The following is a 25,186-nucleotide window of genomic DNA, read 5'->3' on the forward strand; positions in this document are numbered from 1 at the left end:
TCTCTCTCTACTCGGCCGCATCAGGCGTGGCCAACCCGTGCAGGTTAGCGTAGATACGTGCCGCGAGGGCGTCATTGATGCCTTCCACCTTGGCGATTTCCGCTTCGCCAGCGGCTTTCAGGCCCACCAGGCCGCCGAAATGCTTGAGCAGGCTGGCGCGGCGGCGCGGCCCGATGCCGGGGATATCCTCCAGCTTGCTGGTCATCCGCGCCTTCTGGCGGCGCCCCCTGTGGCCGGTGATGGCGAAGCGATGCGCCTCGTCGCGCACCTGCTGGATGAACTGCAGCGCCGGGCTGGCCGCGCCCGGGCGCAGCTCGCGGCCATCGGGCATCACCAGCGCTTCGTGGCCGGCACGGCGCTCCACGCCCTTGGCCACGCCCACCAGCAGCACGCCTTCCACGCCCAGATCGGCCAGTGCAGCTTGCGCCTGTGCCAACTGGCCGGCGCCACCGTCGATCAGCAGCACGTCCGGCAGCACGCCCTGCTCTTCCACTGCGCGGCGGAAACGGCGGTCGATGGCCTGGCGCATGGCGGCGTAGTCGTCGCCCGGCTCGATGCCGCTGATGTTGAAGCGGCGGTACTGCGCGCGCACCGGGCCGGCGGCGTCGAACACCACGCACGAGGCTACGGTGGCCTCGCCCAGGGTGTGGCTGATATCAAAACACTCGACACGCTTGACCGGCTCGGCCAGGCCCAGCATCTCGCGCAGCGCATCGCTGCGCGCGTGCTGCGCATTGCGGCTGTTGAGTTCGGTGGCCAGGGTCAGCTGCGCGTTGCGGCTGGCCAATTCCACATAGCCGGCGCGCTCGCCGCGCACGTTCCACTTCAGCTGCACCTTGCGCTCGGCCGAGGCCGACAGCGCGGCGACCAGCAGGTCGGCGTCGGGAATCTCGCGGTCCAGCAGGATCTCGCGCGGCGGCTCGAATTCGATGTAGTACTGCGAGACGAAGGCGGCAAGCACTTCCTCCGGGCTTTCCTCGCCATTGGTGCGCGGGAAGAACGGGCGGGTACCGAGGTTGCGGCCATCACGGAAGGCCAGCAGCAGCACGCAGGCCTGCGAGCCCTGCATGGCCACGGCCAGCACATCGAGGTCCGCGGCGCGGCCATCCACGTACTGGCGGGTCTGCATGCTGCGCAGCGAGGAGATCAGGTCGCGCAGGCGCGCGGCCTGCTCGAACTCCAGCGCCTCGCTGGCGGCCTGCATCTGCTCGCCCAGTTCGCGGGTCAGCTCGTCACTCTTGCCTTCCAGGAACAGGGCGGCGCGGCGCACCGACTCGGCGTACTCCGGCGCCGGGACCAGCTCCACGCACGGCGCGCTGCAACGCCCGATCTGGTATTGCAGGCACGGCCGCGAGCGGTTGCGGAACACGCTGTCCTCGCAGCTGCGCAGCTTGAACAGCTTGTGCATCAGGTTCAGCGTCTCGCGCACGGCGGTGACGCCGGGATACGGCCCGAAGTAGCGCCCGGGAATGGCACGCGGGCCACGATGCAGCGCGATGCGCGGCCAGTCCTCGCGGGTCAGCAGCACATGCGGATAGGTCTTGTCGTCGCGCAGCGAGACGTTGTAGCGCGGCGACAGCGATTTGATCAGCTGGTTTTCCAGCAGCAACGCCTCGGCTTCCGAGCGCGTCACGGTCACGTCCATGCGCGTGATCTGCGAGATCATCGACATGATCCGCGCGTTCTTCGGGCTGCCGTTGAAATAGCTGCCGACACGGTTGCGCAGCGCGCGCGCCTTGCCCACGTACAGCAGGGTGTCGTCGGCGGCGTACATGCGGTACACGCCAGGGGCGGTGCTGAGCTGGGCCGCGAAGGCCTTGCCGTCGAAGGCCGGGGCGGGAACGTCGGTCATTCGCTGATCGGGACTTCGCTGAGCACGCCGCTGTCGGGGTCGAATCGCAGCACGGCATGGGCGTCAGTCTCGGCGATCCACACCGCACCGGCGCCCACCGCCAATCCGGCCGGGCCATGCAGGCGGCGAGGCAGCGGCTGGGTGGTCAGTTCACCGCCGCCCAGGCGCAGCGTGCGCAGGCGACCGTTGCCGGTATCGGCAATCCACAGCAGCGGAGCGTCCGCGCTCAATGCGATCGCCTGCGGATACTGCAGGCTGGCCTGCGCACGCGGGCCGTCTTCGCTGCCAAAGCGCCAGGGCCCCTGCCCGACCAGCGTCTGCACCAGGTCGCCGCGCAGTTGCAGTGCACGGATCGAGGATCCCAGGGCGTCGGCGACGTACAACACCTGCTGCACCACGGCCAGCGCAGTCGGTTGGGCAAAGGCAGCCAGGTGGCCGCTGCCGTCACGCTCGTCGATGGAACCACTGCCGGCGCGCCATTGCAGGCTGCGCTGGCCCAGGTGGTAGCTCCAGATGCGGTTGTCGCCGGCCATCGCGATGTGCAGCTGGTTGTCGGCGATGGCCAGGCCGACAGGATGGTCCAGCGAGACCTGCCGCGCCTGCGCCACCGGACCTTCCACCGGCGCACCGGGACGTCCGTTGCCACACAGCGTGTCGACGATGCCGGTCAGCAGGTTGATGCGGCGCACCGCATGGTTGCCGGTGTCGGCGACGTACAGCGAATCGCGCTCCAGCACCAGCGCCTGCGGGCGGTGAAACGCCGCTTCGGCCAGGTTGCCGTCCATGAAATCGGCGGTACCGAGGCCGAACTGGCGCAGGATGCGGCCGCCATGGCTGCATTCGAGAATGCGGTGATGGCCACTGTCGGCGATGTACAGGCGTTCGGTGCTGACCGCCAGGCCCAGCGGGAACCGCAGCGCCTGGCGTGGTTCCGGATGCAGTTCGCTGCCGCCGCGCGGCGGCGCCGAAGGCGCGCCCTGGCACAGCGTGTTCAGGGCGCGCTCCAGTTCACCGGGTGCTCCCTGCCCGACCAGCCGCTGCTGCTCGCGACCCTGCGCGTCCAGCAGCACCACGGTCGGCCAGGCGGTAACGCCGAAGCGGCGCCAGCCATCCCAATCGGCATCGAGCAGTACGGGCATGGCCAGGCCCTGGCGGCGCAGCAGCTTCAGTGCGGCACTGGCGTCGCGCTCGAAATCGAAGCGCGGCACCTGCAGCACCAGCGGCTGCAGCTTGCCGGGGTGGCGCGACAGCCATTGGCCGAACTCGGCCAGGCGTTGCGCACTCCAGGCGGAGGCCGCATTGACGAACAGCAGCGCGACCGGCCGGCCGCGCAGTTCGGTCAGGGTGCAGGGGGTGGCATTGAGCCAGGTGGCGAACTCGGGCAGGTCCGGGACGGGCTGGACGTTCATGACCCGATTATGCCGGAGTCGGCGTCATGCAACAGTCGTGCCACCGCACGTTTTGCAGCATCGTCGACCAGCGACCAGACCTGTTCGAAATGATCGCTGCCGCCGGTGTAGGGGTCGGGGATGGCTACCCGCCCCTGCCCGCCCGACCAGGGCAGGTACAACGCCAGCCGTTCACGCTGGGCCGCCGACGCCAGGCGCCCTGCATCACGCAGGTTGGCCTCGTCGGCACACAGGATCCAGTCGAAACGGTCGAAATCCACGGCCTGCAGCTGGCGTGCGCGCAGGCCGCCGATGTCCACGCCGTGCCCGGCTGCGCAGGCGATCGCGCGGCGGTCCGGCGGCTCGCCCACATGCCAGTCGCCGGTGCCAGCCGAATCAACCTGCACCCGCCCGGCCAGCGGCGAGGCATCCAGGCGTGCGCGCAGCGCGCCTTCGGCCATCGGCGAACGGCAGATGTTGCCGAGGCAGACGACCAGCAGCCTCATCGCGGCGCCATCGCCTGCAGCAGCCCCTCGGCGCGCTCCAGGTCCTCGGGCGTGTCGATGCCCGGCGGGAACGGCTCGGGCGAGATCGCCACGCTGATCGGATAGCCCGCTTCCAGCACGCGCAGCTGCTCCAGCGATTCGACCTGCTCCAGCTGGCCCGGCGGCATCGCCGCGAACTGCTGCAGGAAGCCGGCGCGATAGCCGTAGATGCCGATGTGGCGCAACCAGTGGTGGCCGTCCGGCAGCGTGTCGCGGCTGCGTGCGAAGCCGTCGCGGTGCCAGGCGATCGGCGCGCGGCTGAAGTACATCGCCTCGTTGCGCACGTTGCGCACCAGCTTCACCACGTTCGGGTCGAACAGGGTGTGCGCGTCCTCGACGGTCGTGGCGAGAGTCGACATCGGCGCAGTGCCTGCGACCAGCGCATCGGCCACCGCACGGATACCGGCCGCCGGTGCGAACGGTTCGTCGCCCTGCAGGTTGACCACCACCGTGTCATCGGCCCAGCCGGCAATGCGTGCGCATTCGGCCAGGCGATCAGTGCCGGAGGCGTGCGTGGTCGCGGTCATCGCCACCTTCACTTCGGCCAGCCCGGACAGCGCATCGGCAATGCGCTGATCGTCGGTCGCTACCCAGACTTCACGGGCACCGGCCTGCAGCGCGCGGCGCGCCACATGCAGCACCAGCGGCTCGCCGCCCAGCGGGCGCAACGGCTTGCCCGGCAGCCGCGAGGCGGCATGGCGGGCCGGAATGGCGACGACGAATTCAGTCATGCAGGCGGTACTCGGCAGGCTCGTTACAACGGGAATGCGGGCAGCAGCGCGTGAATGCAAGCGCCGCCGCGCCACTCAGTTCGGCCGCAGCTTGTCCAGGCGATCGGTCAGCGCCACCCAGAACGCCGCGGGCAGCTCGGCGCGCAGCGGAACCGCGTAGTGCCAGTCGTTGCCGAACGCACGGCATTTCACCGCGTCCTTCTCGGTCATCAATACCGGCAGCTGGCTACCGAAGGACAGGTCCTGCGGCTGGTAGGCCTGGTGGTCGGCGAACGCATGCGGCACCACGCCGATCCCGCGCGCGCGCAACATGTCGAAGAAGCGCTGGGGATGGGCAATGCCGGCCACCGCATGCACGCGCTGGCCCTTGAAGTACGCCAGCGGGCGAGCGCGGCCGCCGGCCAGCGGCTGCGCACTGTCGATGTGCAGCGCCATCGGCCACTGGCCGAAGCCACAGGCCTGCGCTGCGGTTTCCTCATCGGCCTGGCCGAGGTTGACCACCCGGAAATCGCATTCGCTGGCGCGGCTGACCGGCTCGCGCAACGGCCCGGCCGGAATCATCCGGCCATTGCCGTAGCGACGCTGCGCATCGACCACTTCGATCTCGATGTCGCGCGCCAGGCGGTAGTGCTGCAGGCCATCGTCGCAGACGATCACATCGCAGCCGGCCTCGATCAGCGCCTTGCCGGCGGCGACACGGTCGCGGTCCACGCGCACCGGCACACCGGTCTTCCAGGCGATCAGCACCGGCTCGTCACCGCCCTTGGCAGTTGGCGTATCGGCCTGCACCCACAGCGGCTTGTCGGCGTCTTCGCGACCATAACCACGGCTGGCCACGCCCGGCTTCCAGCCGGCCGCGCGCAGGCGCTCGACCAGGGCAATGGTCAGCGGCGTCTTGCCGGTACCACCGGCGGTGATGTTGCCGACCACGATGACCGGCACCGGCAGCGAGTGGCGCTTGCGCCAGCCACGCCGATAGGCGCGCCGGCGCAGTGCGGTGACACCTGCGTACAGCGGCGCCAGCAGGCGCATCGTCCACGGAACGGGGCTGCCGTCGTACCAGTACGCCGGGGTCTGGGTACCCTTGCCGGCCATCAGTCCTGCCTTTCGCGGAACTGCATGCTGTGCAGATGCTGGTAAAGGCCGCCCAGTTCGAGCAGCTCCTTGTGGGTGCCACGTTCAACGATGCGGCCATGGTCCATCACCAGCACCTGGTCGGCATGCTCGATGGTCGACAGGCGGTGCGCGATGACCAGCGTGGTGCGTTCCGGCATCAGGCGCTGCAGCGCATCCTGCACCAGGCGCTCGGATTCGTTGTCCAGCGCCGCAGTGGCTTCGTCGAGGATCAGGATCGGCGCGTCGCGCAGGATCGCGCGGGCAATCGCCAGGCGCTGGCGCTGGCCACCGGACAGCAGCGCGCCATTCTCGCCGACCGGGGTCTGCAGCTGCTGCGGCATGCGTGCGATGAACTCCCAGGCATTGGCCGCTTCGGCCGCCGCACGGATCTGCTCATCGGTCGCCTCCATGCCGTAGGCGATGTTGGCCGCGATGGTGTCATCGAACAGCATCACCTTCTGCCCGACGATCGCCACCTGCCGGCGCAGGTCGGCCAGCGGATAGTCATCCAGGGCCACGCCATCGAGGGTGATGACGCCGCCACTGGGCTCGTAGAAGCGCGGAACCAGCCGGATCAGGCTGGTCTTGCCGCTGCCGGAACGGCCGACGATGGCCGTCACCGTGCCCGGCCTGGCAACGAAACTGATGTCGTCCAGGGCAATGCCGCTGTCTTCGCGGTAGCGCAGCATGACGTGGTCGAACGCCAGTTCGCCGCGCACGCGCTGCACGCGGTGCTGGCCCTCATCACGCTCCACCGGCATGTCGAGGATGCCGAACAGGCGCTCGGCGGCGGAGACGCCGCGCGAAATCGAGGTCTGTACGCTGGTCAGTCGGCGCAGCGAGGGAATGATGGCCATCATCGAGGTCATCAGGCCCATGAACTGGCCGGCATTGAGGCGGCCGGCCAGGGCTTCGCGGGTCGACACCCAGACGATCACCGCCAGCGCCAGTGCGGCCAGGAACTGCACCACGCTGGACGCGGCGGCGCGGGTGACCTCGACCTTCATGTTCAGCGCCAGCATGCGGTTGGCCAGGCGCGAGTAGCGCGAGATCTCATGCTGCTGGGTGCCGTGCACCTTCACTTCCTGCTGCGCGGCCAGCGACTGCTCGGCAGTCTGCGCCATCGTGCCCATGCCGTCCTGGATGCCGCGGCTGATGCGACGGTAGCGCTTGCCCACGTAGGACACGATGCCGCCGATCAGCGGCACCACCAGCAGCATCGCCAGGGTCACCTTGACGCTCATCTGCAGCATCACCGCCAGCATCGCGATGATGGTGAGGGTATCGGCGACCACGGTCTTCAGCGCGTCGGCACTGGCCTGGGTGACCTGTTCCGTATCGAAGTTGAGACGGCTGACCATTACCGGCGTCGCTTCGGTATCGAAGTGCGACGACGGCAGGTGCAGGTACTTCTGCAGCACCTGCTCACGCAGGTCGCGGACCACGCTGCGGCCGGTCTTGGCCAGCGTGTAGTCGCTGACCCAGGTGGCCAGGCTGCGCATCAGGAACAGGCCGAGGATGGTCAGCGGCAGCACCACGGCCGCGCGCGGCTGCGGATCGACGAAACCTTCGTTGACCAGCGGCTCCATCAGCTTGGTGAAGTGGTAGCCGGCAAGAGCTTCGACCACCATGGCGATGACCGCGCCCACCATGAACACCCAGTAGGTGCGGGTGTAGCCCAGCAGACGTTTGTAGATCGGCCACACCGGCGCGTGATGGGAACTCATGGACGCACCTCTGGCGCAGTTGCAATGGCGATACGACGGAAACCGAGCTGACCGAGCGCGTCCTGCGCAGTCACCACGGCCTGGTAGGGAGTACGCGCATCGGCGCGCAGCAGCACGGGCTGGCTGCGATCACTGCCGGCTACGGCGGCGATGGTCTGCTTGACGGACTCGACATCGCTGCGCAGCACTTCCTGGTCATTGATGAAATAACGGCCTTCGGCGTTGATCAGCACGCTGAGCGAACGCGGCGGCTCGTTGTTGGGCTGCTGGCTGGCGGTGGGCAGCTGCACCTGCAACGTCGAGCGCGCATCGAAGGTGGTGGTGACCACGAAGAAGATGATCAGCACCAGGATGACGTCGATCAGCGGGACCAGATCGATATGCGGCTCATCCTGGGATCGGTCATTGCCGATACGCATCGATCAGGCCTTCGCCGCAGCGGCGTTGGCCGGGCGCGCCGACGGGGACGGGTTCATCACCCCCGGGCGGCCGTCGAGCGTATCCAGCAGGGCGCTGGCCTCCTGTTCCATCTCCACCACGTAGCCGTGGATGCGGCCCTTGAAGTAGCGATGGAACATCAGTGCCGGGATGGCCACGATCATGCCGGTGGCGGTGCACACCAGGGCCTTGCCGATGCCACCGGCCAGCTGGTTCACATCACCCACGCCATGGTCGAGGATGCCCAGGAACATCTGGATCATGCCGATCACGGTGCCGAGCAGGCCCAGCAGCGGGCCGGCCGAAGCGATGGTGCCCAGCGCGTTGAGGAACCGCTCCATGCGGTGCACCAGGTGACGGCCGGTATCCTCGATGCGCTCGCGGATCTGGTCGCGCGGGCGGTTGCGGGCTTCCAGCGCGGCCGCCAGCAGCGCGCCCAACGGCGAGTTGGCACGCAGGGTCTGCAGGTGCGCCGGGTCAAGCTTGCCGCGCGCGGCCCAGTTGCGCACTTCCTGGCCGAGGCCGGGCGGCAGCACCTCCGTTCGCCGCAGGGACCAGAAACGCTCCAGGATGATCGCCAAAGCCAGTACGCCCAACAGCAGCAGCGGCACCATCGGCCAGCCACCGGCCTTGACCAGTTCCCACACGTTTCAACCCTCCGGCCCAACGGCCGCTTGTTCGATCGGCGATAGGATAGCAGCCGACCGCGCCCGCCCAGCGGCATCCCACCACCGGGATGCATGGATGCGCTGTTCACGCAGCTGCAGCCCTTGTGCGCCAAGCCATACGCGGATCGCCCCGGACTCAGCAGTGGACACCACCTCGGCGCCCTGCGCCTGCCAGCGCCGGACCACGTCCTGGCGCGGGTGGCCGAAACGGTTCTGGTGGCCGGCCGAGACCAGTGCCAGCCGGGCTGACACCGCCGCCACCCAGGGCGCGCTGGAACTGCCGCCGCTGCCATGGTGCGGCACCAGCACCACATCCGCCTTCAGCGCCGGCGCAGACGCCCGCAACAGCGCCTGTTCGGCCGGACGGCCGATGTCCCCTGGCAACAGGACCACGCCATGGGCACCGGCCACGCGCAGCACGCAGCTGTCTTCGTTTTCGGCCCGCTGGCTGCCGGCATCCGGGTGCAGCACCTGGAAATCGACGCCATCCCAGTGCCAGCGCAGGCCGCGCTGGCAACGGCCGGCCCCGGCGATCGTACTTCCCGGCGGCGCCAGCAATGGCAGCCCCGGCAGCTGAAGACGCAGGCTCGGCAGGTTGCCGGCATGATCGAGATCGTCGTGGCTGAGCAGCACCCGCTCGGGCGGCGCCTGGCCCAGGGCCCGCAGTGACGGAACCAGGACCCGCTCGCTGCCCTCGCCCCCGTTCGGCGGCCCCACGTCGTACCAGAGGGCATGCTGCGCAGTACGCAGCAACACCGCCGTGCCCTGGCCGACGTCATGCACCAGCAGCTCCAGCTCCCCCTCGGCCGGGCGCTCACGCGCCGGCCACAGCAGCGGCAGGCACAGCAGCAGGCCAGCCAGCCAGCCCCCGGCACCCCGTGGCAGCAGCCACCAGAACACCCCCAGCAGCGCCGCCGGCACCGCCCAGGCCGGCGCCTCGGCCAGCCACCACATCGCCTGCGGGTGCGCCGCCAGTGGCTGCAGGGCCTGCCAGCTGATCTCGAACAGCCACGCGGCCGCGCGCCACGCCCAGCGCCCAGCGCCGTCGTGCAGCGCCTGCAGGGCGGTGCCCAGCAGCGACAGGGGCACCACCAGCAGTGTCCACCACGGGATGACCGGCAGGTTCACCAGCGGCCCCAGCCAGGCGGTGCCACCGAACAAGGCGATGCCCAGCGGCAACAGGCCGACGCTGGCCACCCCTTGTGCGGCCAGGAACCCGCGCAGGTTGGCGGCCACCCCGCGCGGACGTCCCTGCGGCAAGCACCACACCAGCCACAGTACGCCGCCGAAGCTGAGCCAGAAGCCCGCTGACAGCACCGACAGGGGCGCCGGCAGCAGCAGCGCGAGCGCCGCCAGCGCAAGCCCCTGCACGAGACCGAGCGGGCGCCGCCCGCTGCGCGCCAGGGCCACCAGCCCGATCATCAGTGCCGTGCGCACGGTCGGCAATTCACCGCCGGCCAGCACCGCATAGCCCGCTGCGGACAGCGCCGCGGCGCAGGCCGCCGCCTGTGGACGTGGCCAATGCCGGGCCAGCAGGGGGCACAGCCACCACAGCCCTCGGCACAGCAACGCCCCCAGCCCCGCCACCACCCCGACATGAAATCCGGAAATGGCCACCAGATGGGTCAGCCCCAGCGCCCGCAGCTGATCCCAATCGGTGTCGGACAGGCCACGCGTGTCGCCCAGGGCGAGCGCCTGCACGAAGCGTGCGGCCGGATGGGCCACTTGCATCGCGATGGCGGCGCTGGTGCGCTCACGCCATGCCGGCAGGCCATGTCCGGCCTGCAGCTCACGCGCGCTGGCCGGCGCCCTCACCGTTCCAGTGCCGGCTACGCCACGCAGCAGCGCATGACGCTCACTGTCAAACCCCCCGGGATTGATCCGCGAGCGAGGGGCCCGCACACGCAGCGCCAGCTGCCACTGCGCACCGGCCAGGACCTGCCTGCGCCGCCCCTCGGCAGCGGCGCTGGACCTGCATTGCCAGCCGTCGTTCCAGGTGACCTGCAGGCGCTTGCCGCGCAGCGATGGCAGTTCGCGGCTCTCGCTGACCTGCAGCAGGAAGCGGGTGTGCGCGGCCCGATGATCCGGCAGATCGATGACCCGGCCACTGACCACTACATCCCGAGCCGGTTGGCCCGGTGGCAGCTGGTCCTGCATTGCCCAGTGCCCGTGCATCGACGTCCATCCGGCACCGAGCAGCATGACCGCCGGCAGGCGCCCCCGCCATCGCAGGCCCCACCCGGCCATGCCAAGCACGATCATCACCGTGCAGACCCACAGCGGCGGCAGCTGCGGCAGCTGCACGCAGCCCAACGCCCCCAGTGTCAGCGCCCCAGCGGTGCCACTGCCCAGCAAGGGAGACGGGGAGCGCTCGATGGCCATGAGGCCAGCCTGCCGCTGCCGGCGGCAGGTTGCCTATCGGGACTTGCCCCGCAAACGCGTCAGCGCCGCACGCTGCCGCGATGGAAATTGACCCGGAAGCTTGCGCCGCCGCCCGCGGCCTCACCGACACTGACCGAGCCGCCATGGTGCTGCACGATCTCCTTCACCAGGTGCAGGCCAAGGCCACTGCCGCTGCCCGCCGCGCGCAGGCGATGGAACGGCTCGAAGATCGCCTCGCGGTCGCCTACTGGAATGCCCGCGCCCTGGTCGCTGACTTCCAGCAACCCGCGCGTGTCCAACCGCACACAGATGGTGCCACGGCCACCACCATGCACGATCGCGTTGTGTACCAGATTGGCAATCACCCGCCCCAGCGCCAGGCTGTCACCGTGGATCCACACCGGCGCTTCCGGCGCGTCCACTTCGAATCCATAGCCGGCGCCCACCACCAACGGCGCCAGGTCCGCGGCTGCATCACGCACCAGCAGGGCCAGGTCCAGCCGCTGCAATGCGCCGACATTGCGGTCAAGCCGCTGCAGATCAAGCAGGTGCTCGGCAACATTGCCCAGCCGCGCCACGTCGGTCAGCAACTGCGATTTCAGCTCGCCCTGCGGCAGCTGCGACAGGCGCGCCTGCACCACGGCGATCGGCACGCGCAGCTCGTGCGCTGCGTCGGCAAGGAACTTGTCGCGCGCGGCGTAGCCCTGCTGCACCTTGTCGATGGCATCGTTGAACGCTTCCACCAGCGGCGCCACTTCCGTGGAGACCAGCCGCGCATCCAGCCGCGCACCGGGCTGGCCGATGTCCAGCTCCTTGGCCTGCTGCGCGGAACGGCGCACACCGCGCATGGCACGGTGGATCACGGTCGGCATCACCAGCAGGGTGACCACGATCAGTGGCAGGAAGAACCACAGGCCGATCAGGCGCAGCACCATCAGCGCACCGTCCAGCAGCCCGCCCTTGGGTGCTCCACCGACCATCACGGTGATGCGGCGCCCATCCTCGTTGCGGATCATCACCCGCGCCACGTCCAGGTAGGGCGGTACCAGCGAACCCAGCTCGGTGGCACCCACGGTCGGCAGCCGCGCGAGCATCGGCGCGTGGATCGCGGGGATGGTGCCGCGCTCCAGCCACATGCCCTTGTCATCCACCGCGGCGAACCAGAGATTTCCCCCGGCGTTGGCATCGAGCTTGTCCCAGCGCGCCTGGTCCAGCACCAGGCGGCCGTCTTCGCTGTGCACCGCCTTGGCCACCGCCTCGGCAACGAACATGTCCATGCCCCAGGAGTCCTTGTCACCACAGGTCAGGATCAGCGCGACCACCGCGAACAGTACGGTGAAGGCCTGCGCCAGGAACAGGCGCCAGGCCAGGCCAAGGGTGATCGAACGGATCGGACGGGCCATCTCAGGCCTCCGCCAGCAGGTAGCCGACGCCCCGTATCACGTGGATCTCGACGCCGGCACCGGCCTGCTGCAGTGCCTTGCGCAGCTTGGAGATGTGCGCGTCGAGCGCATTGGACTGGATCTCATCGTCGAAACCGTACACCGCAGCCTCCAACGCACTGCGGGTGACCGTGCGCCCCTGCCGCATCGCCAATGCCTGCAGCACCAGTACCTGCCGACGTGGCAGCGCCAGAGGCTGGCCCTCCACCTGCGCCTGCAGCGATTCGAAATCGAACTCGAGCCGCCCCAGCCGCAGGCTCGGTGTCACCATCGCCGAAGGCCTGCGCGATACCGCGCGGATGCGCGCCATCAGTTCCTCGATCGCCACCGGCTTGACCAGATAGTCATCGGCACCGACGTCCAGGCCTTCGACCTTGTCCGACAGCGTGCCCTTGGCGGTCAGCATGATCACCGCCAGGTTCGGCCGCAGCGCACGCGCCGTCGCGACGAATCCGGCGCCATCGCCATCGGGCAGCTGGCGATCGAGCAGCAGCAGCTGGTGCACCGGTTCGCGCAACGCGAGCGCGGCCTCGGCCAGGCTGCCGACCACGTCGGCGACCACGCCCTGCCGCTCCAGGCCCGATTGCAGGGCGCGGGACAGATCAGGATCGTCTTCGACCAGGAGGATGCGCATCAGGAACTCGTCTGCCGGAAACGCTGCCGATCATAGTGCCTGGCGCCAGGGTTTTGCGCCCATGCGTGCCGATCACGCGGGCGCAATGTTCTGACAATGTTGCCCCCTCACCATGCGCAGCCATCCTCCGCAACGTGGCTGATCGATGCCGTCGCTGTCCCCGACCCTGCTGCGCCCGCTGCTGTTCACCGCTGCCCTCGGCGTGCCGTTGTTCGCCCACGCTGCCGAGCAGAACCCGGGCGTACAGGCCGGCATCAGCGCTGGCGCGACCTCCGGTGCGTACGCGCACTACGACGTCAAACCGCTGGTGGTACCGGCCATTGCCTGGCAGGGCGAGCGCTTCTTCGCCAGCCCCGGCTCGCTGGGCATGTACCTCTACAAGGGCCAGGGACTGCGCCTGTCGGCGGCGGTCACGCCCTACACGCTGCGCTTCAAGACCGACGACGTGAACGATGCTCAGCTGCGCCGCCTGCACAGCCGGCAGATGTCGGCCATGGCCGGCATCAACGGCGAGTACGGCGCCGACTGGGGCATGGTCGAGGCCAGCGTGATGCGCGAAGTGACCGGCCATGGCGGCGGTTTCGAGTCGCGCCTGCATTACAGCTACCCGATCCAGGCGGGTCGCTTCACCTGGGTGCCGCGGGCGGGCGTGGTGCACTCCAGTGCACGGCTGCTCGACTACTACTACGGCATCAGCGATGAAGAAGCCCTGCGCTCGGGCCTTGCCGCCTACCGCCCCGGCAGCACCACGTCACCGAGCCTGCAGATCGCGGTCAGCACGCCACTGGGCACCAAATGGCGCGCCACCGGCGTGGTGGCCAACCAGTGGTTCGGTGATGCAGTGAAGGACAGCCCGATGGCACGACGTGGCACGCAGACGTCGGCCTTCGTTTCCCTGATGCGCTCGTTCTGAGCGAGCGCCCCCTACGGACAAGGACCCCCATGGCCTCCGTCTCCTCCGCCACCGAAGCCCACGCGATCCTGCGCGCGCCCGACCTGGACAGCGCCGAGCGCGTCTATCTGGGACTGATGCCCGACCTCGAACATGTGAATGCACTGGCACGCCGTGCAGTGGGCCTGTCCCGCGTTGCGGACGCGGCACGCGGCTATGCGTTGTCGATGACCCTGGTTGGACTGCGCCTGCAGGAACTGGAGATGGGCGAGCCGACGGCCAGGGAGCACCGCCAGGCAACCCTGCGCAGCCTGCGCCAGGCCTTCAGCGCCTGACGGCACATGCACGGACACTGCCGCCGCACCCTTGCCGCGGCACCCGTATTCACTGCATCAGCAGCCAAGCCCACGCGGTAGCGTCGCTCAGCGCAGCGTGGTCCACGCCAGCAGCGCGCACAGGATCGCCACCCAGATCACTGCCTTGAACGTGCCTTCCAGCATGTTGCCGCCGAACAGGCGTTCCAGGAACGGATTGGGCCTGGACACCGGGACGTGATCGCTCATGCGGCAGCTCGTTGAAGTGACGGCGCGGTTGCGCGGTAGCGCCGAGTCTACGCCTGCGCGTCCCGGATTCATCGCCGCCTGCCTGCCTTTGGCGGCGCAATCCCCGCCTTCGTCGCAGGCCGGCTGCGGCGCCCGGCCGGCCATGCCAGCCTGCACGCACTTTCCCGCTGGAGCACCGTGCCATGCCGATGCTTGCCCTGGTCCTGCTGTTCTCCAGCCTGTTCGGCGACGGCAGCGGGCCCACCGAGGCTGCCCTGCGCAGCCAGATCCTGCGCACCGAAGGACCGCAGGACACGCATGAAGCGCTGCCCCTGCAGCTCTATCACCTGCGCCAGGACCGCGTGCTGCGCCTGGGCAGCCAGCAACTGGCAGGCGACCATGGCGGCAGCCCGCATGCTGCGCTGGCCCGGGCAGGTGTAGCGCAGTTGTGGGAACGCGTCGATGGCCACTGGCGGATCCAGCGTTCGATCACCATCACCCACTGATTTCACGCCACTGAACCTGCAGGAATGTGGCTTCGCGGAAACGCCGGGGTCCTGCCCCCTGGAACGAAGAAAGCCGGCCCCAGGGCCGGCTTTTATCGTTTCCACCGCTTCACCGGCAACGCCGGGAACAGGTGGTGGGCGGTACAGGGTTCGAACCTGTGACCCCTACCATGTCAAGGTAGTGCTCTACCGCTGAGCTAACCGCCCATCTTGTTCTTGCCGCCCGAAGGCTGGCCTTGTTACGTAAAAACCCGGCGCCAGGGCCGGGCTTTGCAGTTCACGAGAGCCCTTTTGCGAGGACTTCGTGGTGGGCGGTACAGGGTTCGAACCTGTGACCCCTACCATGTCAAGGTAGTGCTCTACCGCTGAGCTAACCGCCCGTTTTGCTTCTGCATTTCCGCGATTGCGTCGGTGCAGGCCGCGTATATTACGGATGCCGGCAGGGAAGCGCAACACTTTTGTGAAGATGATGCTGCACTGCCGCGTTCAGCCCAGGCTGGCTTCCTTCAGCTGGCGGATCTGGTCACGCACGCGCGCGGCATCCTCGAATTCCAGATCCTTGGCGTGCTGGTACATCTGCTGTTCCAGCGCCTTCAGACGGACAGCCAGCTGCGCCGGCGACAGCGAACGATAGTCGGTCGCCTCTTCGGCCACGCCCGCCCGGCCCTTGCCCTTGCCCTTCTTGGCTTCCTTCTCCGCGGCATCCGAACGCGCGCCCTCGAGGACGTCGACGATCGGGCGCGCCACCGAACGCGGCACGATGCCATGTTCTTCGTTGTACTCGACCTGCTTGGCGCGGCGGCGGTCGGTTTCATCGATCGCCGCCTGCATCGAACGGGTGATCCGGTCGGCATACAGGATCGCCTTGCCGCGCACGTTGCGGGCGGCGCGGCCGATGGTCTGGATCAGCGAGCCGGTGGAACGCAGGAAGCCTTCCTTGTCGGCGTCCAGGATCGCCACCAGCGATACCTCGGGCATGTCCAGGCCTTCGCGCAGCAGGTTGATGCCGACCAGCACGTCGAACTTGCCCAGGCGCAGGTCGCGGATGATCTCCACACGCTCGACCGTGTCCACGTCCGAGTGCAGGTAACGCACGCGGATGCCATGCTCGGTGAGGTATTCAGTGAGGTTTTCAGCCATGCGCTTGGTCAGCGTGGTGACCAGCACGCGGTCGCCCGCCTTGATGCGCGCGTTGGCCTCGCTCATCAGGTCGTCGACCTGGGTACCCACCGGCCGGATCTCCACCACCGGGTCGATCAGGCCGGTCGGGCGCACCACCAGTTCGGTGATCTCGTCTCCGGCCTCGCGGTATTCATACGGACCCGGCGTGGCCGACACGTAGATGCTGCGCGGGCAACGCTCCTCCCATTCCTCGAAACGCAGCGGACGATTGTCCAGCGCGGACGGCAGGCGGAAGCCGAACTCGACCAGGGTTTCCTTGCGCGAGCGATCGCCCTTGAACATGGCGCCGATCTGCGGAATGGTCACATGCGATTCGTCGATGACCAGCAGCGCATCGGCCGGCAGGTAGTCGAACAGGGTCGGCGGCGGCTCGCCGGCGGCCTTGCCGGTCAGGTGCCGGGAGTAGTTCTCGATGCCGTTGCAGTAACCGACCTCGGCCATCATCTCCAGGTCGAACTGGGTGCGCTGCGCCAAACGCTGCGCCTCCACCAGCTTGTTCTGCGCGTACAGCTGCTCCAGCCGCTCCTTCAGCTCCACCTTGATCGTCTCGATCGCCGCCAGCACGCGTTCGCGCGTGGTCGCATAGTGGGTCTTCGGATACACGGTGAAGCGCTGCATGTTGCGCAGCGTCTCGCCGGTCAGCGGATCGAACAGGGTGATCTTCTCGACCTCGCCATCGAACAGCTCGAGGCGCAGCGCTTCACTGTCCGACTCGGCCGGGAACACGTCGATCACTTCGCCGCGCACGCGGAAGGTGCCGCGCTGCAGTTCGTACTCATTGCGCGTGTACTGCAGCTGGGTCAGGTGGTTGATCAGGTCGCGCTGGTCGATGCGCTCGCCCTTGGACAGGATCAGGCGCAGCGACAGGTAGTCTTCCGGCGCGCCCAGGCCATAGATCGCCGACACCGTCGCCACCACGATCGCGTCCGGGCGCGACAGCAGGGTCTTGGTCGCGGCCAGCCGCATCTGCTCGATATGTTCATTGATCGAACTGTCCTTCTCGATGAAGGTGTCCGACGACGGCACATAGGCTTCGGGCTGGTAGTAGTCGTAATAGCTGACGAAATACTCCACCGCGTTGTGCGGGAAGAACGCCTTGAATTCGCCATACAGCTGCGCCGCCAGCGTCTTGTTCGGCGCCATGATCAGCGTCGGCTTCTGAATGTTCTGGATGACGTTGGCGATGGTGTAGGTCTTGCCCGAGCCGGTCACGCCCAGCAGGGTCTGCTTGGCGATGCCGGCCTCGAAGTTGCTGGTCAGCTTCGCGATGGCATCGGGCTGGTCGCCCGCCGGCGAATACGGCGAGACAAGTTCAAAACTGTCGCTCATGGTGTTGCCAGTTCCCGGGAAGGATGAGTATACGGGGCTAGGGGTGACGGCTGGCTGAGGGGTGGCCGGGCAGCCCGCCACGGGGATTCCCGATGGCGGCCGCGCAGCCGGGCGCGGAGGCTGGATGCATGCACCCGACCCATGCCCCCTGCCCCCTCGGCCCCCGCTCTGCGCGGGGCGTGCACCTGACCGAACTGCTGGTGGTCATCGCCGTGCTGGCGGTGCTGCTGGCGGCGTCCTGGCCGGCGCTGCAGCCTTTGCTGCTGCGGCAACGCGCCGATGCACTACAACTGACCCTGCACGCCAGCCTGGCCGGCGCGCGCAGCGAGGCATTGCGCAGACGCGAGCTGATCGGCCTCTGCGCCAGTATCGACGGCCTGCACTGCAGCGACGACTGGAGCGCCGGCTGGATCATCTACCGCAGTGGCGACCAGCGCGGGGAGCCAACGTCGCGGGAGGCGATCCTGAACCATCACACCGGGCGCTCGGACATATCGATCCTTGCCCAGGCCAGCAGCGGGCGGCCCCAGCTGTTCTTCCAGGCAGACGGACGCAGCCCAGGGGCCAACCTGACCCTGCGCATCTGCGCGGGCAACCGGCTGCACGGTGCGTTGATCGTCAACAATGGCGGCCGCGTGCGAAGTGAACGCGTGGACCGCGATACGCCCTGCTGACTGCCTGCGCAGAAAAGCAAAAGCCGCGATTTCTCGCGGCTTTTGCAGTGTCTGGCGCCCGAAGTTGGACTCGAACCAACGACCCCCTGATTAACAGTCAAGTGCTCTAACCGGCTGAGCTATTCGGGCGGGGAGGCGCATTGTACTGGTCGATTACAGGAAGATCAACACCTGTTTCACCAGCAGCTGGCAACGCCACCGTCGGCCGTCTTGCGGTTGGCCTGGTCCACGCTCATCGTGCCGCAGCTGTCCTTGGCCTGCGTGCCCTGCGGGGTGGCGGTGATGGTGAAGCTGGTGCCATCCCCCTTGTAGTCCAGGTTGTAGCGCACGGTACCGCCATCACGGGGCGACACCTTGGTCGGCAGCGCGTAGCCGGTGTAGGAGTTGTTGCTGGTGTGGTAGCGCTCGGCGCGCTGTGCGTACTCAGCCAGGTCCGCCTTCACCACGGCACGATGCGATCGGCGCACGTATTCCTGATAGGACGGAATGGCGATCGCCGCCAGGATGCCGATGACGATCACCACGATCATCAATTCGATCAGCGTAAAGCCAGCCGCGCGGCGAGGCATGTGAGTGTGCAACATGAGCGTGGATCCTCGCACTGGGGTTACTGGAGCTGGCGCCAGGACTGGCGACCGCAAGGGTAAGGCAGATACAGCGACTGGCTGCCCGCCGCGCCGACGGCCATCCAGCAGGAGCTGCCTCCGGGCGGCGCCTTGTTGTCCGTCGGACGCGGCAGCACCGACAGCGAAACGTCACGGACCGGCGCAGTTCCTCCGGTCTTCAACGCGATGGCGGCGGTCGCTGCCCCGGGCCGGCTGCCGGTCGGCGAGCCATAGCGCACGTTCTCCAACATCGGCAAGCCGCTGATCGACGACAGCCCGAACAGCCAGTTCGAACCGCTGGTCGAACAGCCTACCGACTGCATGTTGGGCACGTAGGTCGGCATGAAGACGATGCCACTGACCAGGATCGGGTTGCCCACCGCACGCTCGCCATTGCCGGCAGGCAGCTGGATCATCCAGCCCCGGGCATTTGCCGGGGCCGTCCCCGCCGTGATCTTGCGTTCATCAACGCCTGCAGTGGCGGCCGCGGCCGTGTACGGAACCAGGTTGGCAGCGGTCACCGTCGAGGTCACCGTCTTCCCCGACAGATCGTTCACGGCGTACAGCGCCTGCTGCGCCTTGTCATCCTTGTCGCTGGTGAAGGAGAAGCTGCCGGTGCCGAAATAGAGCATCACGCCGCCCGAAGGACCGGTGGCAGCAGTCATGCCACCGGTGATCGGCTGGCGGTAGGTCTTGGTGGAGGAGTCCTGGGCAACCTGGCTGGTGAACATCGGCACGGTCAGCGTGGTGTTCGCACTGCTGGTCAGGTCGAACTTCCACACGGCGCCACGCTGATCGGCGGCATAGACGGTGTCGGCCAGTCCATCACGGCCGCGCGCATCCTGGTTGGTACCGGTCCAGCGATCGACAACCACAACATTGCCCAGTCCGTTACTCCCGGAGATGCCGGCGCCTGACGTACCCTCGACGGCTTCGATCATCCGGATGTCGCCACTGGCCATGTCGACCACGAACAGCACCGCCTTGCCATTGGCGCTGCCGTACCCATTGCCGAAGATCGCCTTCCAGGCGACGCCGGTGCCGCTCTTCACCGGCACGATCACCGGCTTGCCCAGCACGAATCCGATGTTGTTGCGCACCTCGTCCCTCAGCGACGCGTTGATGTCGCTGATTTCCCACAGCACGTTGCCGGTGCCGAAGCTGCCCGGCGTGGTGACGTCCAGCGCGAACACCGAACGGCCACCTGCACCCGTGGTGCCCACCAGGCTGGTCTGCCACGCGGTGCCGTTGTAGGTATCGGCCACGGCAATCGGGCCATCGACGTAATAGCGGTGGCGGAAGGTCTGGTCGGCCGTATCGGACTTGTAGGGGAACAGCAGGTTGGCCATGTGCCCCAGCGCGGTGGCCGGGATGTAGGCAAAGCTCTCCGTGCCGCCGGTGCCGTCCTGCTTGGCATCGGCCTTCATGCCGCCATCGAAGGCGTGCAGCATGCCGTCATTGGCACCGACATAGACCATGTACCGCTGGGACTTGGCCTTGGTCGCCAGGTAGTCGGTGTAGCTCTTGGCGTAGGTGCCGCCGAGCTGGCGGTACCCGTAGTCGTCCAGCGGCGAGCTGACCACCGGCGCCGAATTGACGATGTCACCCAGCGGCGTGGTCCGGTCACGATACTTGCCGCCGTTGCGGACCTCGGTGGAGCTGTCGGCACTGAGATAGTTGATGGCACTGGCCAGATCGGCCTTGATCGTCGTCAGCTTGTCGGTGGAGCAGACCAGCATCGACGCGTACTTGCCGTCGGGTTTGCTGCACAGATCCTGCAGGCTGATACGGGCACTGTTGAAGTCCACCGGCGAACCCAGCTTGTTGGCCACGATCCGGCGGCCGGACGACGTCAGGCGGCTGGAGGCTTCCCACACCTCGGTGAGCTCCGCGACCTGGTCGGCGTTGACCTTGACGCTGGCCGCAGTCAGCTTGCTCGACCAGTCGGTGCCGCTGTTGGTGATGTCATAGCGTGGGGTGACCGCCAGTGAGCCGGTGCCGATGCGCGCACCACTGATACCGATCGTGCCTGAAGGCGACGCACCACCACTGATCGAGGACAGCACCCGACGCATGGCCTCGGTGACGTCCGCCGGGGTCTGCGCGTTGATGAATTCGCCACGGCTGTTGACGGCCGCATGCCACAGCTCATCGATGACGGTACCGTCATCGACGTCCAGCGGATTGCCATTGCCGGCCCAGTTCGGCGCCGTCTTGTACGGATCGGCGGTTGCGGCCTGGTTGACGCCGTAGATCTTGCCCTGCGCGCCCAGGGTCACGCCGTAGAAGTTCATGTGCAGGTCGGTCTGGCAGTCCAGGCGCTTCCAGTCCGGGCTGCTCTTGTCCAGGGAGCTGCACTTGTCACTGACCGGCACCTGCCCCGCCGGGAAGCTGGTCCCGGTGCGCAGGGGGGTCCGGGCGCCTGCATAAGCCGCCGCGGCGATGTCGGCGATGGTATTGCTGTAGCCGTCGGAGAACGGAATGGACGGCAGGTGGGTCGAGTTCACCGAGTCGGCGTCACCGAAGGACGCGCTCGGTGCATTGCCGGAGTTGGTGTAGCCATCGGTGAACAGCATGCCGCCATTACGCTGGCAGGCCAGCTGCACGGGGGCATCGGCGTCGGTACGACGGAACTGGTCGACCAGATACTCCACCGCGCGACGGTTGGGCGTGCCGCCGTTGGCCGTCAGCGCATAAATCTGCTTGTAGAGGTCAGCTCGGTTGGTGACCATGTCATACATGGTCGCGTTGCTGAGCTTGTTGATGGTGAAGTAGCCCACCCGCATCGTATCCACGCTCACCAGGGCGGCGGTCGACGAACCGACGATGGCCAGCACGCGGTTGCGGTGATACTGGAACCAGTTGGCGAAATTCTGGATCGCGGCGTTGTAGGCGGCCGGACTCGAGTAATTGCCCGGCTTGATCTGGTAGCGACGCAGGTTGCAGCCCGGACCACAGGCACCGGTAATCACCGGGCGACTGGCGTCGTCGGTCTTGTATCCGTCCGGTGCAGGCGCTGCAGCCGGCAGGTAGAATGTCGCCGGAAAATAACTGATGGAGTATGTGGTATTGCCGGTGTTGCTGATCGCGGCGGTCTTCCATCCACCATCCCACCAGCTGTCGACATAGTATTCATTGCCGGTACCGGAAAGGTCGGGAATCCGCATACCGTTGACGAACTGGAACTTTTCCGACGTGTCGGCCCGATTGACGGTCATGTTGTACACGGCGTTGTAGCCGCGCTGGCCGGACCGGGGATCGGCGCGGGTCTGGGTGATGGAGGCATCTGCCCACAGCGTGCCATCGGCATTGGTCCACGGCCGATAGGTCACTGCCGGGTTGAAGTAACTGGCGTTGTAGACATGCGAACGCGCGAAGCCGTAGATATCCAGCGGCGGAATGGCGCGGCCTGGCGAGTATTCCTTGTTGAACTCCGCGTGCGGATACAGGTAGAGGTAACAGTCCACCGAGTTGCTGGCGCACGCCGAGCCCACGCTGAAGAAGCTTCCATCGTTGTTGAAGAAGCTGTTGGTGTTGCTGTTCCAGCGCATGCGGCCGTCACCACCGGGGAACATGCGTTCGAAGTTCATCGAACCCGAATCGTCCACCGCCATGATGAACGCCGGTGTCGCGCGCGTCTGCACGTTCATCGGCTCCTGTGCCAGCACGCCCTGCGCCTGTGCGGCAAACAAGGTATGCGCCAGATAGCCGCCAGCGGCCAAGACGGCAAGGCCAACGCCTGCCAGGATCCTGCGGTTGCGAGTGTTCATGGGCTCCCCACCCTCACAGCTTGAATACGGTATCGATCGCCGCACGCGACGTCGCATCACTGGTGGTATCACCGGCATAGGTCGTGATCTGGTAGACCGGCGTCGGCTTCTCCACCGACTTGCCCATGTCCAGCGCACCCTCCCCCTGGATGCAGCCCTGGATCTCACGGACATAGATGGCCGGCTTGCTGCCCAGCTTGGTTTTCGCGACCCAGGCCGAGGGGTCGAAGCCGTCATCGCACTGCTGGTTGATGTCGGAGGAGGCCACGGCCGGATTGGCGCCGGCATCCTTGCGGTTGGCGATGTTCTCCACGGCGTTCTCGGCGCTGCGTGCCGCGCCTTCCGCGTTCTGGAGCGCCATGTTGGTCGCCCGGTAGCCGGCCGCCATGCGTTCCTGCATGCCGGCCACCTGCATGCCGATCACGCCCAGCAGGGCCAGCAGCACCAGCATGATCAGCGCGACATAGAGAACGGCACCCTGCTGTCGTGCCTGGGCAACGAAGGGACGGCGTCGGGAGGAAGGATGAATGCGCATGGTCGTCAGTTCCCGAACAAGCGGTTGCGCAGCGCAACGGACGCTTCATAGGCGCCACGATGGCGCTGGTCGTAAGGATCGGCCGGGGCAAAGCCCACCCCGAGGATGGCCGGATACGTGGCCGCACTGCCCGGCGCTTCGGCCGACGCACGCTGCGGACTGCGCGCCAGCAGGCCGACCTGCACCATGCCGACGCGGCGCCACTGCCCTGCGGCGGTGGCATCGGTACCGGTACTGACCGCACTGGCCACGCGCTGGTCGACGATGCGACCGGTCGGCGGCGTGGGCAGGGCGATATCCGGGGTGGCATCCAGTCCGTACAGGAACTGCATGTTCTCGATGCCTTCCACCAGCTCCTCGCCATCGGCGTAGCCGCCGGCGCCATTCGCGCGTGCCCGGTAAAGCGCCGGCTCGCCATTGGGATTGGTCGCGATGTAGTACGCCATGCCATCGGCGCGATACAGCATGGTCATCGCGTTGTTGATCGAATAGTTGCTCAGGTCGACCTTGTCCACCTTCAAGGTCGAACCGCTGATGGTGGCGGGGAAGACGTCGGCACGGGTGCAGTCGGCTATGCCGAAGACCGTCGGCGTACCTGCGGCGTTGGCCTTCAGTCGGGCCATGCCATCACTGGAGACGGTCAGCGTGGTCGCACCCGCGGCCACGGAGATGCCGGTCACCACGGCCCCTTCCGGACTCATCAGGCGCAGCACAAGGATGTCGCTGCCAGGCAACGGCGCCGGCTTGAGGTTGGTGATGCTCTTCGGTACCGACTGCGCCGCGCTCCACGCACGGCCCAGCGTCAGCGTGGCGCCCGGCGCCGTACCTGCTGCCTCATACCCCTGCACCGGAACCGAGAAATCCTGCGGGTCGCCACTGCCCGAGCTGATGCCCAGGTGATAGCCGATATCGCCGGTGTTCTTGACCACGTGGGCCTGGTCGTTGACGCAGCCGAAGTGGCCGGCCATGCGCAGGTCACGCTGCAGGAAATCCAGCGCGAAGCGCGCGTTCTCCTGGGTACGGGCCGCGCCTTCGGACAGCCGCGACGCCGCACGCGAGGCGATGAAGATCTGGGTGACGCCCAGCATCAGGACCAGGCCGATGACCATGGCGATCATCAGTTCGATCAGCGACAGGCCTCGGGCTCGCGAAATTGGACTCATGGGCGCGTTCACAGGAAGGTCGTCAGGCCGAAGGTGGTAAGGCTGTCGGGATCCTTCGGATCCCAGCGCTGGTCACCCCAGCTGATGGCCACGGTGACCTGGCCGGTGCTCTGCACGAAGGTCACCTGCGCGCTGGCCTTCTCGCCCAGCGTGCGCGCGACCTCGCACTGCCAGCGCGCCACGTTCGTCTTCGGCGTCACGGCAGCGCCGGTCGGCCAGGCGCAGACGCCGCTGGGCTTCACCGAGCCGGCCGAGAACGAGGCCGAGGAGTAGGCGCCACCGGCCAGGGTATCGGTGCGCTGGGCGCGCATCAGTTCGATCAGGTCGTTGGCCAGGTTGGTCGCCTGGGTGCGGTAGTTTGCGCTCTGCACGAAGCGGACGTTGGTGGTCTGCAGCAAGGCAAAGCCCAGCAGCCCGAACGCCAGGATCAGCACCGCCACCATCACTTCGATCAGGCTGAAGCCACCCTGCGACGAGCGCGGGCGGGCCAGGTTGCGGCGGCTCATGAGCAGGCTCCCTTGGTCACCCGGACCTGGCCGGATTGGTTGATCGTCAACGTGCTTTTCGATTCACCGGCCTTGCACGCATCCGGCGACAGCACCAGGGTCTGATCAGCGACCGCCCTGCGCCGGCCGCGCCCGTCGAAGGCGATGACCGCGCCCGGTGGGCCGACTACGCTCAGCTGCGGATTGCCCTGAGAAAAGCGCAGCGCGACGTCATTGCTGCCCATCTGGCCGTCGCCATCCAGGTCCGACCAGGCCAGCACACCCTTGGACCAGTCGCCATCACAGGCCTTGCCATCGGCGCTGCCACAGACACCGCCACCGTTGCTGTTGCGGATGCCTTCGCTGCGGGCCAGGTTGGCCAGCGCGATCAGTTCATTGTTGGCGGTCGCCAGCCGGTTCGAGCGGATCATCCCGCGGAAGCTCGGATAGGCGATCGACGCCAGGATCACGAAGACGGCCAGCGTGACCATCAGTTCAACCAGCGTGAAACCGTTTTGCCGGCGCAAAGACATTGGACGCTCCCCAGCGTGTTGGTGGCCACGATGGGCCATCGTCCCGC

Annotated in this window: 23 protein-coding genes and 3 tRNA genes; 4 read left to right on the forward strand and 22 right to left on the reverse strand. The window is 67.5% G+C overall.

Annotated elements, in window-relative coordinates; translation table 11 throughout:
• Positions 1 to 7: 7 nt before the first annotated feature.
• The 11 genes from uvrC to AC5QAB_RS08575 form a co-directional block, all read right to left on the reverse strand.
• Positions 8 to 1,852: an excinuclease ABC subunit UvrC gene (gene uvrC / locus AC5QAB_RS08525; RefSeq protein WP_032959320.1), complete on the reverse strand. Its 1,845-nt coding sequence runs from the start codon at positions 1,850 to 1,852 to the stop codon at positions 8 to 10.
• Complete coding sequence (locus AC5QAB_RS08530) at positions 1,849 to 3,261, reverse strand: hypothetical protein (RefSeq protein WP_069117271.1); 1,413 nt, start codon at positions 3,259 to 3,261, stop codon at positions 1,849 to 1,851. Before AC5QAB_RS08530 ends, uvrC begins: the two co-directional genes overlap by 4 nt.
• Positions 3,258 to 3,746 (reverse strand): low molecular weight protein-tyrosine-phosphatase, encoded by a 489-nt coding sequence (locus AC5QAB_RS08535; RefSeq protein ID WP_075674843.1) that lies wholly within the window; start codon positions 3,744 to 3,746, stop codon positions 3,258 to 3,260. The genes AC5QAB_RS08530 and AC5QAB_RS08535 overlap by 4 nt, the downstream gene beginning before the upstream one ends.
• Positions 3,743 to 4,516: a 3-deoxy-manno-octulosonate cytidylyltransferase gene (gene kdsB, locus AC5QAB_RS08540; RefSeq protein ID WP_032960868.1), complete on the reverse strand. Its 774-nt coding sequence runs from the start codon at positions 4,514 to 4,516 to the stop codon at positions 3,743 to 3,745. The genes AC5QAB_RS08535 and kdsB overlap by 4 nt, the downstream gene beginning before the upstream one ends.
• A 75-nt stretch (positions 4,517 to 4,591) precedes the next feature.
• A complete protein-coding gene (lpxK, locus tag AC5QAB_RS08545) occupies positions 4,592 to 5,611 on the reverse strand; it encodes a tetraacyldisaccharide 4'-kinase (RefSeq protein WP_032960871.1) in 1,020 nt (339 codons plus the stop codon).
• Positions 5,611 to 7,359, reverse strand: a complete 1,749-nt coding sequence (gene msbA / locus AC5QAB_RS08550) for a lipid A export permease/ATP-binding protein MsbA (RefSeq protein WP_014646606.1) — start codon at positions 7,357 to 7,359, stop codon at positions 5,611 to 5,613. The genes lpxK and msbA overlap by 1 nt, the downstream gene beginning before the upstream one ends.
• Positions 7,356 to 7,778 (reverse strand): ExbD/TolR family protein, encoded by a 423-nt coding sequence (locus AC5QAB_RS08555; protein ID WP_014036620.1) that lies wholly within the window; start codon positions 7,776 to 7,778, stop codon positions 7,356 to 7,358. Before AC5QAB_RS08555 ends, msbA begins: the two co-directional genes overlap by 4 nt.
• Before the next feature lie 3 nt (positions 7,779 to 7,781).
• Positions 7,782 to 8,444, reverse strand: a complete 663-nt coding sequence (locus tag AC5QAB_RS08560) for a MotA/TolQ/ExbB proton channel family protein (protein ID WP_014646605.1) — start codon at positions 8,442 to 8,444, stop codon at positions 7,782 to 7,784.
• 3 nt (positions 8,445 to 8,447) lie between these two features.
• The gene (locus AC5QAB_RS08565) at positions 8,448 to 10,847 is read right to left on the reverse strand and encodes a DNA internalization-related competence protein ComEC/Rec2 (RefSeq protein ID WP_495233346.1); all 2,400 of its coding nucleotides are present in this window, start codon (positions 10,845 to 10,847) and stop codon (positions 8,448 to 8,450) included.
• Positions 10,848 to 10,906: 59 nt separating this feature from the next.
• Positions 10,907 to 12,250 (reverse strand): sensor histidine kinase, encoded by a 1,344-nt coding sequence (locus AC5QAB_RS08570; RefSeq protein ID WP_495233347.1) that lies wholly within the window; start codon positions 12,248 to 12,250, stop codon positions 10,907 to 10,909.
• 1 nt (position 12,251) lies between these two features.
• Positions 12,252 to 12,923 (reverse strand): response regulator transcription factor, encoded by a 672-nt coding sequence (locus tag AC5QAB_RS08575; RefSeq protein WP_005415973.1) that lies wholly within the window; start codon positions 12,921 to 12,923, stop codon positions 12,252 to 12,254.
• A 145-nt stretch (positions 12,924 to 13,068) separates the two neighbouring features.
• Between AC5QAB_RS08575 and AC5QAB_RS08580 the strand changes: the two genes are divergently transcribed.
• Positions 13,069 to 13,836: a MipA/OmpV family protein gene (locus AC5QAB_RS08580; protein ID WP_495233348.1), complete on the forward strand. Its 768-nt coding sequence runs from the start codon at positions 13,069 to 13,071 to the stop codon at positions 13,834 to 13,836.
• Between the two features lie 29 nt (positions 13,837 to 13,865).
• Positions 13,866 to 14,150 carry a hypothetical protein gene (locus AC5QAB_RS08585; RefSeq protein ID WP_014646601.1) on the forward strand — a complete coding sequence of 95 codons (285 nt, stop codon included), beginning with the start codon at positions 13,866 to 13,868 and terminating at the stop codon, positions 14,148 to 14,150.
• An 87-nt stretch (positions 14,151 to 14,237) separates the two neighbouring features.
• Here AC5QAB_RS08585 and AC5QAB_RS08590 read toward each other — a convergent pair whose 3' ends face one another.
• The gene (locus AC5QAB_RS08590; RefSeq protein WP_162838510.1) at positions 14,238 to 14,378 is read right to left on the reverse strand and encodes a hypothetical protein; all 141 of its coding nucleotides are present in this window, start codon (positions 14,376 to 14,378) and stop codon (positions 14,238 to 14,240) included.
• A gap of 182 nt (positions 14,379 to 14,560) precedes the next feature.
• Here AC5QAB_RS08590 and AC5QAB_RS08595 point away from each other — a divergent pair, with 182 nt between their 5' ends.
• Positions 14,561 to 14,863 carry a hypothetical protein gene (locus tag AC5QAB_RS08595; RefSeq protein ID WP_495233349.1) on the forward strand — a complete coding sequence of 101 codons (303 nt, stop codon included), beginning with the start codon at positions 14,561 to 14,563 and terminating at the stop codon, positions 14,861 to 14,863.
• 132 nt (positions 14,864 to 14,995) lie between these two features.
• On the opposite strand, the gene AC5QAB_RS08600 is transcribed toward AC5QAB_RS08595, so the two are convergent.
• The 3 genes from AC5QAB_RS08600 to uvrB all read right to left on the reverse strand — a co-directional run bounded on the left by AC5QAB_RS08600 (position 14,996) and on the right by uvrB (position 17,374).
• Positions 14,996 to 15,070 (reverse strand) — tRNA-Val (locus tag AC5QAB_RS08600).
• Between the two features lie 98 nt (positions 15,071 to 15,168).
• A tRNA-Val gene (locus AC5QAB_RS08605) sits at positions 15,169 to 15,243 on the reverse strand.
• 106 nt (positions 15,244 to 15,349) lie between these two features.
• Positions 15,350 to 17,374, reverse strand: coding sequence for an excinuclease ABC subunit UvrB (gene uvrB, locus AC5QAB_RS08610; RefSeq protein WP_014646599.1), 2,025 nt, complete (start codon positions 17,372 to 17,374; stop codon positions 15,350 to 15,352).
• Positions 17,375 to 17,502: 128 nt separating this feature from the next.
• On the opposite strand from uvrB, the gene AC5QAB_RS08615 reads away from it, so the two are divergent.
• On the forward strand, positions 17,503 to 18,048 hold the full coding sequence (locus AC5QAB_RS08615) for a GspH/FimT family pseudopilin (RefSeq protein WP_197556761.1): 546 nt from the start codon (positions 17,503 to 17,505) through the stop codon (positions 18,046 to 18,048).
• Positions 18,049 to 18,100: 52 nt separating this feature from the next.
• On the opposite strand, the gene AC5QAB_RS08620 is transcribed toward AC5QAB_RS08615, so the two are convergent.
• The 7 genes from AC5QAB_RS08620 to AC5QAB_RS08650 all read right to left on the reverse strand — a co-directional run bounded on the left by AC5QAB_RS08620 (position 18,101) and on the right by AC5QAB_RS08650 (position 25,139).
• A tRNA-Asn gene (locus AC5QAB_RS08620) sits at positions 18,101 to 18,177 on the reverse strand.
• A gap of 47 nt (positions 18,178 to 18,224) precedes the next feature.
• Positions 18,225 to 18,632: a type IV pilin protein gene (locus AC5QAB_RS08625; protein ID WP_014646597.1), complete on the reverse strand. Its 408-nt coding sequence runs from the start codon at positions 18,630 to 18,632 to the stop codon at positions 18,225 to 18,227.
• Positions 18,633 to 18,655: 23 nt separating this feature from the next.
• Entirely contained in the window at positions 18,656 to 22,423 is a 3,768-nt protein-coding gene (locus AC5QAB_RS08630; RefSeq protein ID WP_049407951.1) for a pilus assembly protein, read from the reverse strand.
• 13 nt (positions 22,424 to 22,436) lie between these two features.
• The gene (locus AC5QAB_RS08635) at positions 22,437 to 22,958 is read right to left on the reverse strand and encodes a pilus assembly PilX family protein (protein WP_164166001.1); all 522 of its coding nucleotides are present in this window, start codon (positions 22,956 to 22,958) and stop codon (positions 22,437 to 22,439) included.
• A 5-nt stretch (positions 22,959 to 22,963) separates the two neighbouring features.
• The gene (locus AC5QAB_RS08640) at positions 22,964 to 24,121 is read right to left on the reverse strand and encodes a PilW family protein (protein WP_046429811.1); all 1,158 of its coding nucleotides are present in this window, start codon (positions 24,119 to 24,121) and stop codon (positions 22,964 to 22,966) included.
• Positions 24,122 to 24,129: 8 nt separating this feature from the next.
• A complete protein-coding gene (gene pilV / locus AC5QAB_RS08645) occupies positions 24,130 to 24,627 on the reverse strand; it encodes a type IV pilus modification protein PilV (protein WP_046429810.1) in 498 nt (165 codons plus the stop codon).
• Positions 24,624 to 25,139, reverse strand: coding sequence for a pilus assembly FimT family protein (locus tag AC5QAB_RS08650; RefSeq protein ID WP_041863227.1), 516 nt, complete (start codon positions 25,137 to 25,139; stop codon positions 24,624 to 24,626). Before AC5QAB_RS08650 ends, pilV begins: the two co-directional genes overlap by 4 nt.
• Between the last annotated feature and the right edge of the window lie 47 nt (positions 25,140 to 25,186).

Source organism: Stenotrophomonas sp. YJH_SMC_127, assembly GCF_059372445.1.

What these genes read in the sequence shown, in the direction of transcription:
- uvrC (WP_032959320.1), bottom strand. Translation starts at nt 1,852, where the DNA reads ATGACCGACGTTCCCGCCCCGGCCTTCGACGGCAAGGCCTTCGCGGCC.
- AC5QAB_RS08530 (WP_069117271.1), bottom strand. Translation starts at nt 3,261, where the DNA reads ATGAACGTCCAGCCCGTCCCGGACCTGCCCGAGTTCGCCACCTGGCTC.
- AC5QAB_RS08535 (WP_075674843.1), bottom strand. Translation starts at nt 3,746, where the DNA reads ATGAGGCTGCTGGTCGTCTGCCTCGGCAACATCTGCCGTTCGCCGATG.
- kdsB (WP_032960868.1), bottom strand. Translation starts at nt 4,516, where the DNA reads ATGACTGAATTCGTCGTCGCCATTCCGGCCCGCCATGCCGCCTCGCGG.
- lpxK (WP_032960871.1), bottom strand. Translation starts at nt 5,611, where the DNA reads ATGGCCGGCAAGGGTACCCAGACCCCGGCGTACTGGTACGACGGCAGC.
- msbA (WP_014646606.1), bottom strand. Translation starts at nt 7,359, where the DNA reads ATGAGTTCCCATCACGCGCCGGTGTGGCCGATCTACAAACGTCTGCTG.
- AC5QAB_RS08555 (WP_014036620.1), bottom strand. Translation starts at nt 7,778, where the DNA reads ATGCGTATCGGCAATGACCGATCCCAGGATGAGCCGCATATCGATCTG.
- AC5QAB_RS08565 (WP_495233346.1), bottom strand. Translation starts at nt 10,847, where the DNA reads ATGGCCATCGAGCGCTCCCCGTCTCCCTTGCTGGGCAGTGGCACCGCT.
- AC5QAB_RS08570 (WP_495233347.1), bottom strand. Translation starts at nt 12,250, where the DNA reads ATGGCCCGTCCGATCCGTTCGATCACCCTTGGCCTGGCCTGGCGCCTG.
- AC5QAB_RS08575 (WP_005415973.1), bottom strand. Translation starts at nt 12,923, where the DNA reads ATGCGCATCCTCCTGGTCGAAGACGATCCTGATCTGTCCCGCGCCCTG.
- AC5QAB_RS08580 (WP_495233348.1), top strand. Translation starts at nt 13,069, where the DNA reads ATGCCGTCGCTGTCCCCGACCCTGCTGCGCCCGCTGCTGTTCACCGCT.
- AC5QAB_RS08585 (WP_014646601.1), top strand. Translation starts at nt 13,866, where the DNA reads ATGGCCTCCGTCTCCTCCGCCACCGAAGCCCACGCGATCCTGCGCGCG.
- AC5QAB_RS08590 (WP_162838510.1), bottom strand. Translation starts at nt 14,378, where the DNA reads ATGAGCGATCACGTCCCGGTGTCCAGGCCCAATCCGTTCCTGGAACGC.
- AC5QAB_RS08595 (WP_495233349.1), top strand. Translation starts at nt 14,561, where the DNA reads ATGCCGATGCTTGCCCTGGTCCTGCTGTTCTCCAGCCTGTTCGGCGAC.
- uvrB (WP_014646599.1), bottom strand. Translation starts at nt 17,374, where the DNA reads ATGAGCGACAGTTTTGAACTTGTCTCGCCGTATTCGCCGGCGGGCGAC.
- AC5QAB_RS08615 (WP_197556761.1), top strand. Translation starts at nt 17,503, where the DNA reads ATGCACCCGACCCATGCCCCCTGCCCCCTCGGCCCCCGCTCTGCGCGG.
- AC5QAB_RS08625 (WP_014646597.1), bottom strand. Translation starts at nt 18,632, where the DNA reads ATGTTGCACACTCACATGCCTCGCCGCGCGGCTGGCTTTACGCTGATC.
- AC5QAB_RS08630 (WP_049407951.1), bottom strand. Translation starts at nt 22,423, where the DNA reads ATGAACACTCGCAACCGCAGGATCCTGGCAGGCGTTGGCCTTGCCGTC.
- AC5QAB_RS08635 (WP_164166001.1), bottom strand. Translation starts at nt 22,958, where the DNA reads ATGCGCATTCATCCTTCCTCCCGACGCCGTCCCTTCGTTGCCCAGGCA.
- AC5QAB_RS08640 (WP_046429811.1), bottom strand. Translation starts at nt 24,121, where the DNA reads ATGAGTCCAATTTCGCGAGCCCGAGGCCTGTCGCTGATCGAACTGATG.
- pilV (WP_046429810.1), bottom strand. Translation starts at nt 24,627, where the DNA reads ATGAGCCGCCGCAACCTGGCCCGCCCGCGCTCGTCGCAGGGTGGCTTC.
- AC5QAB_RS08650 (WP_041863227.1), bottom strand. Translation starts at nt 25,139, where the DNA reads ATGTCTTTGCGCCGGCAAAACGGTTTCACGCTGGTTGAACTGATGGTC.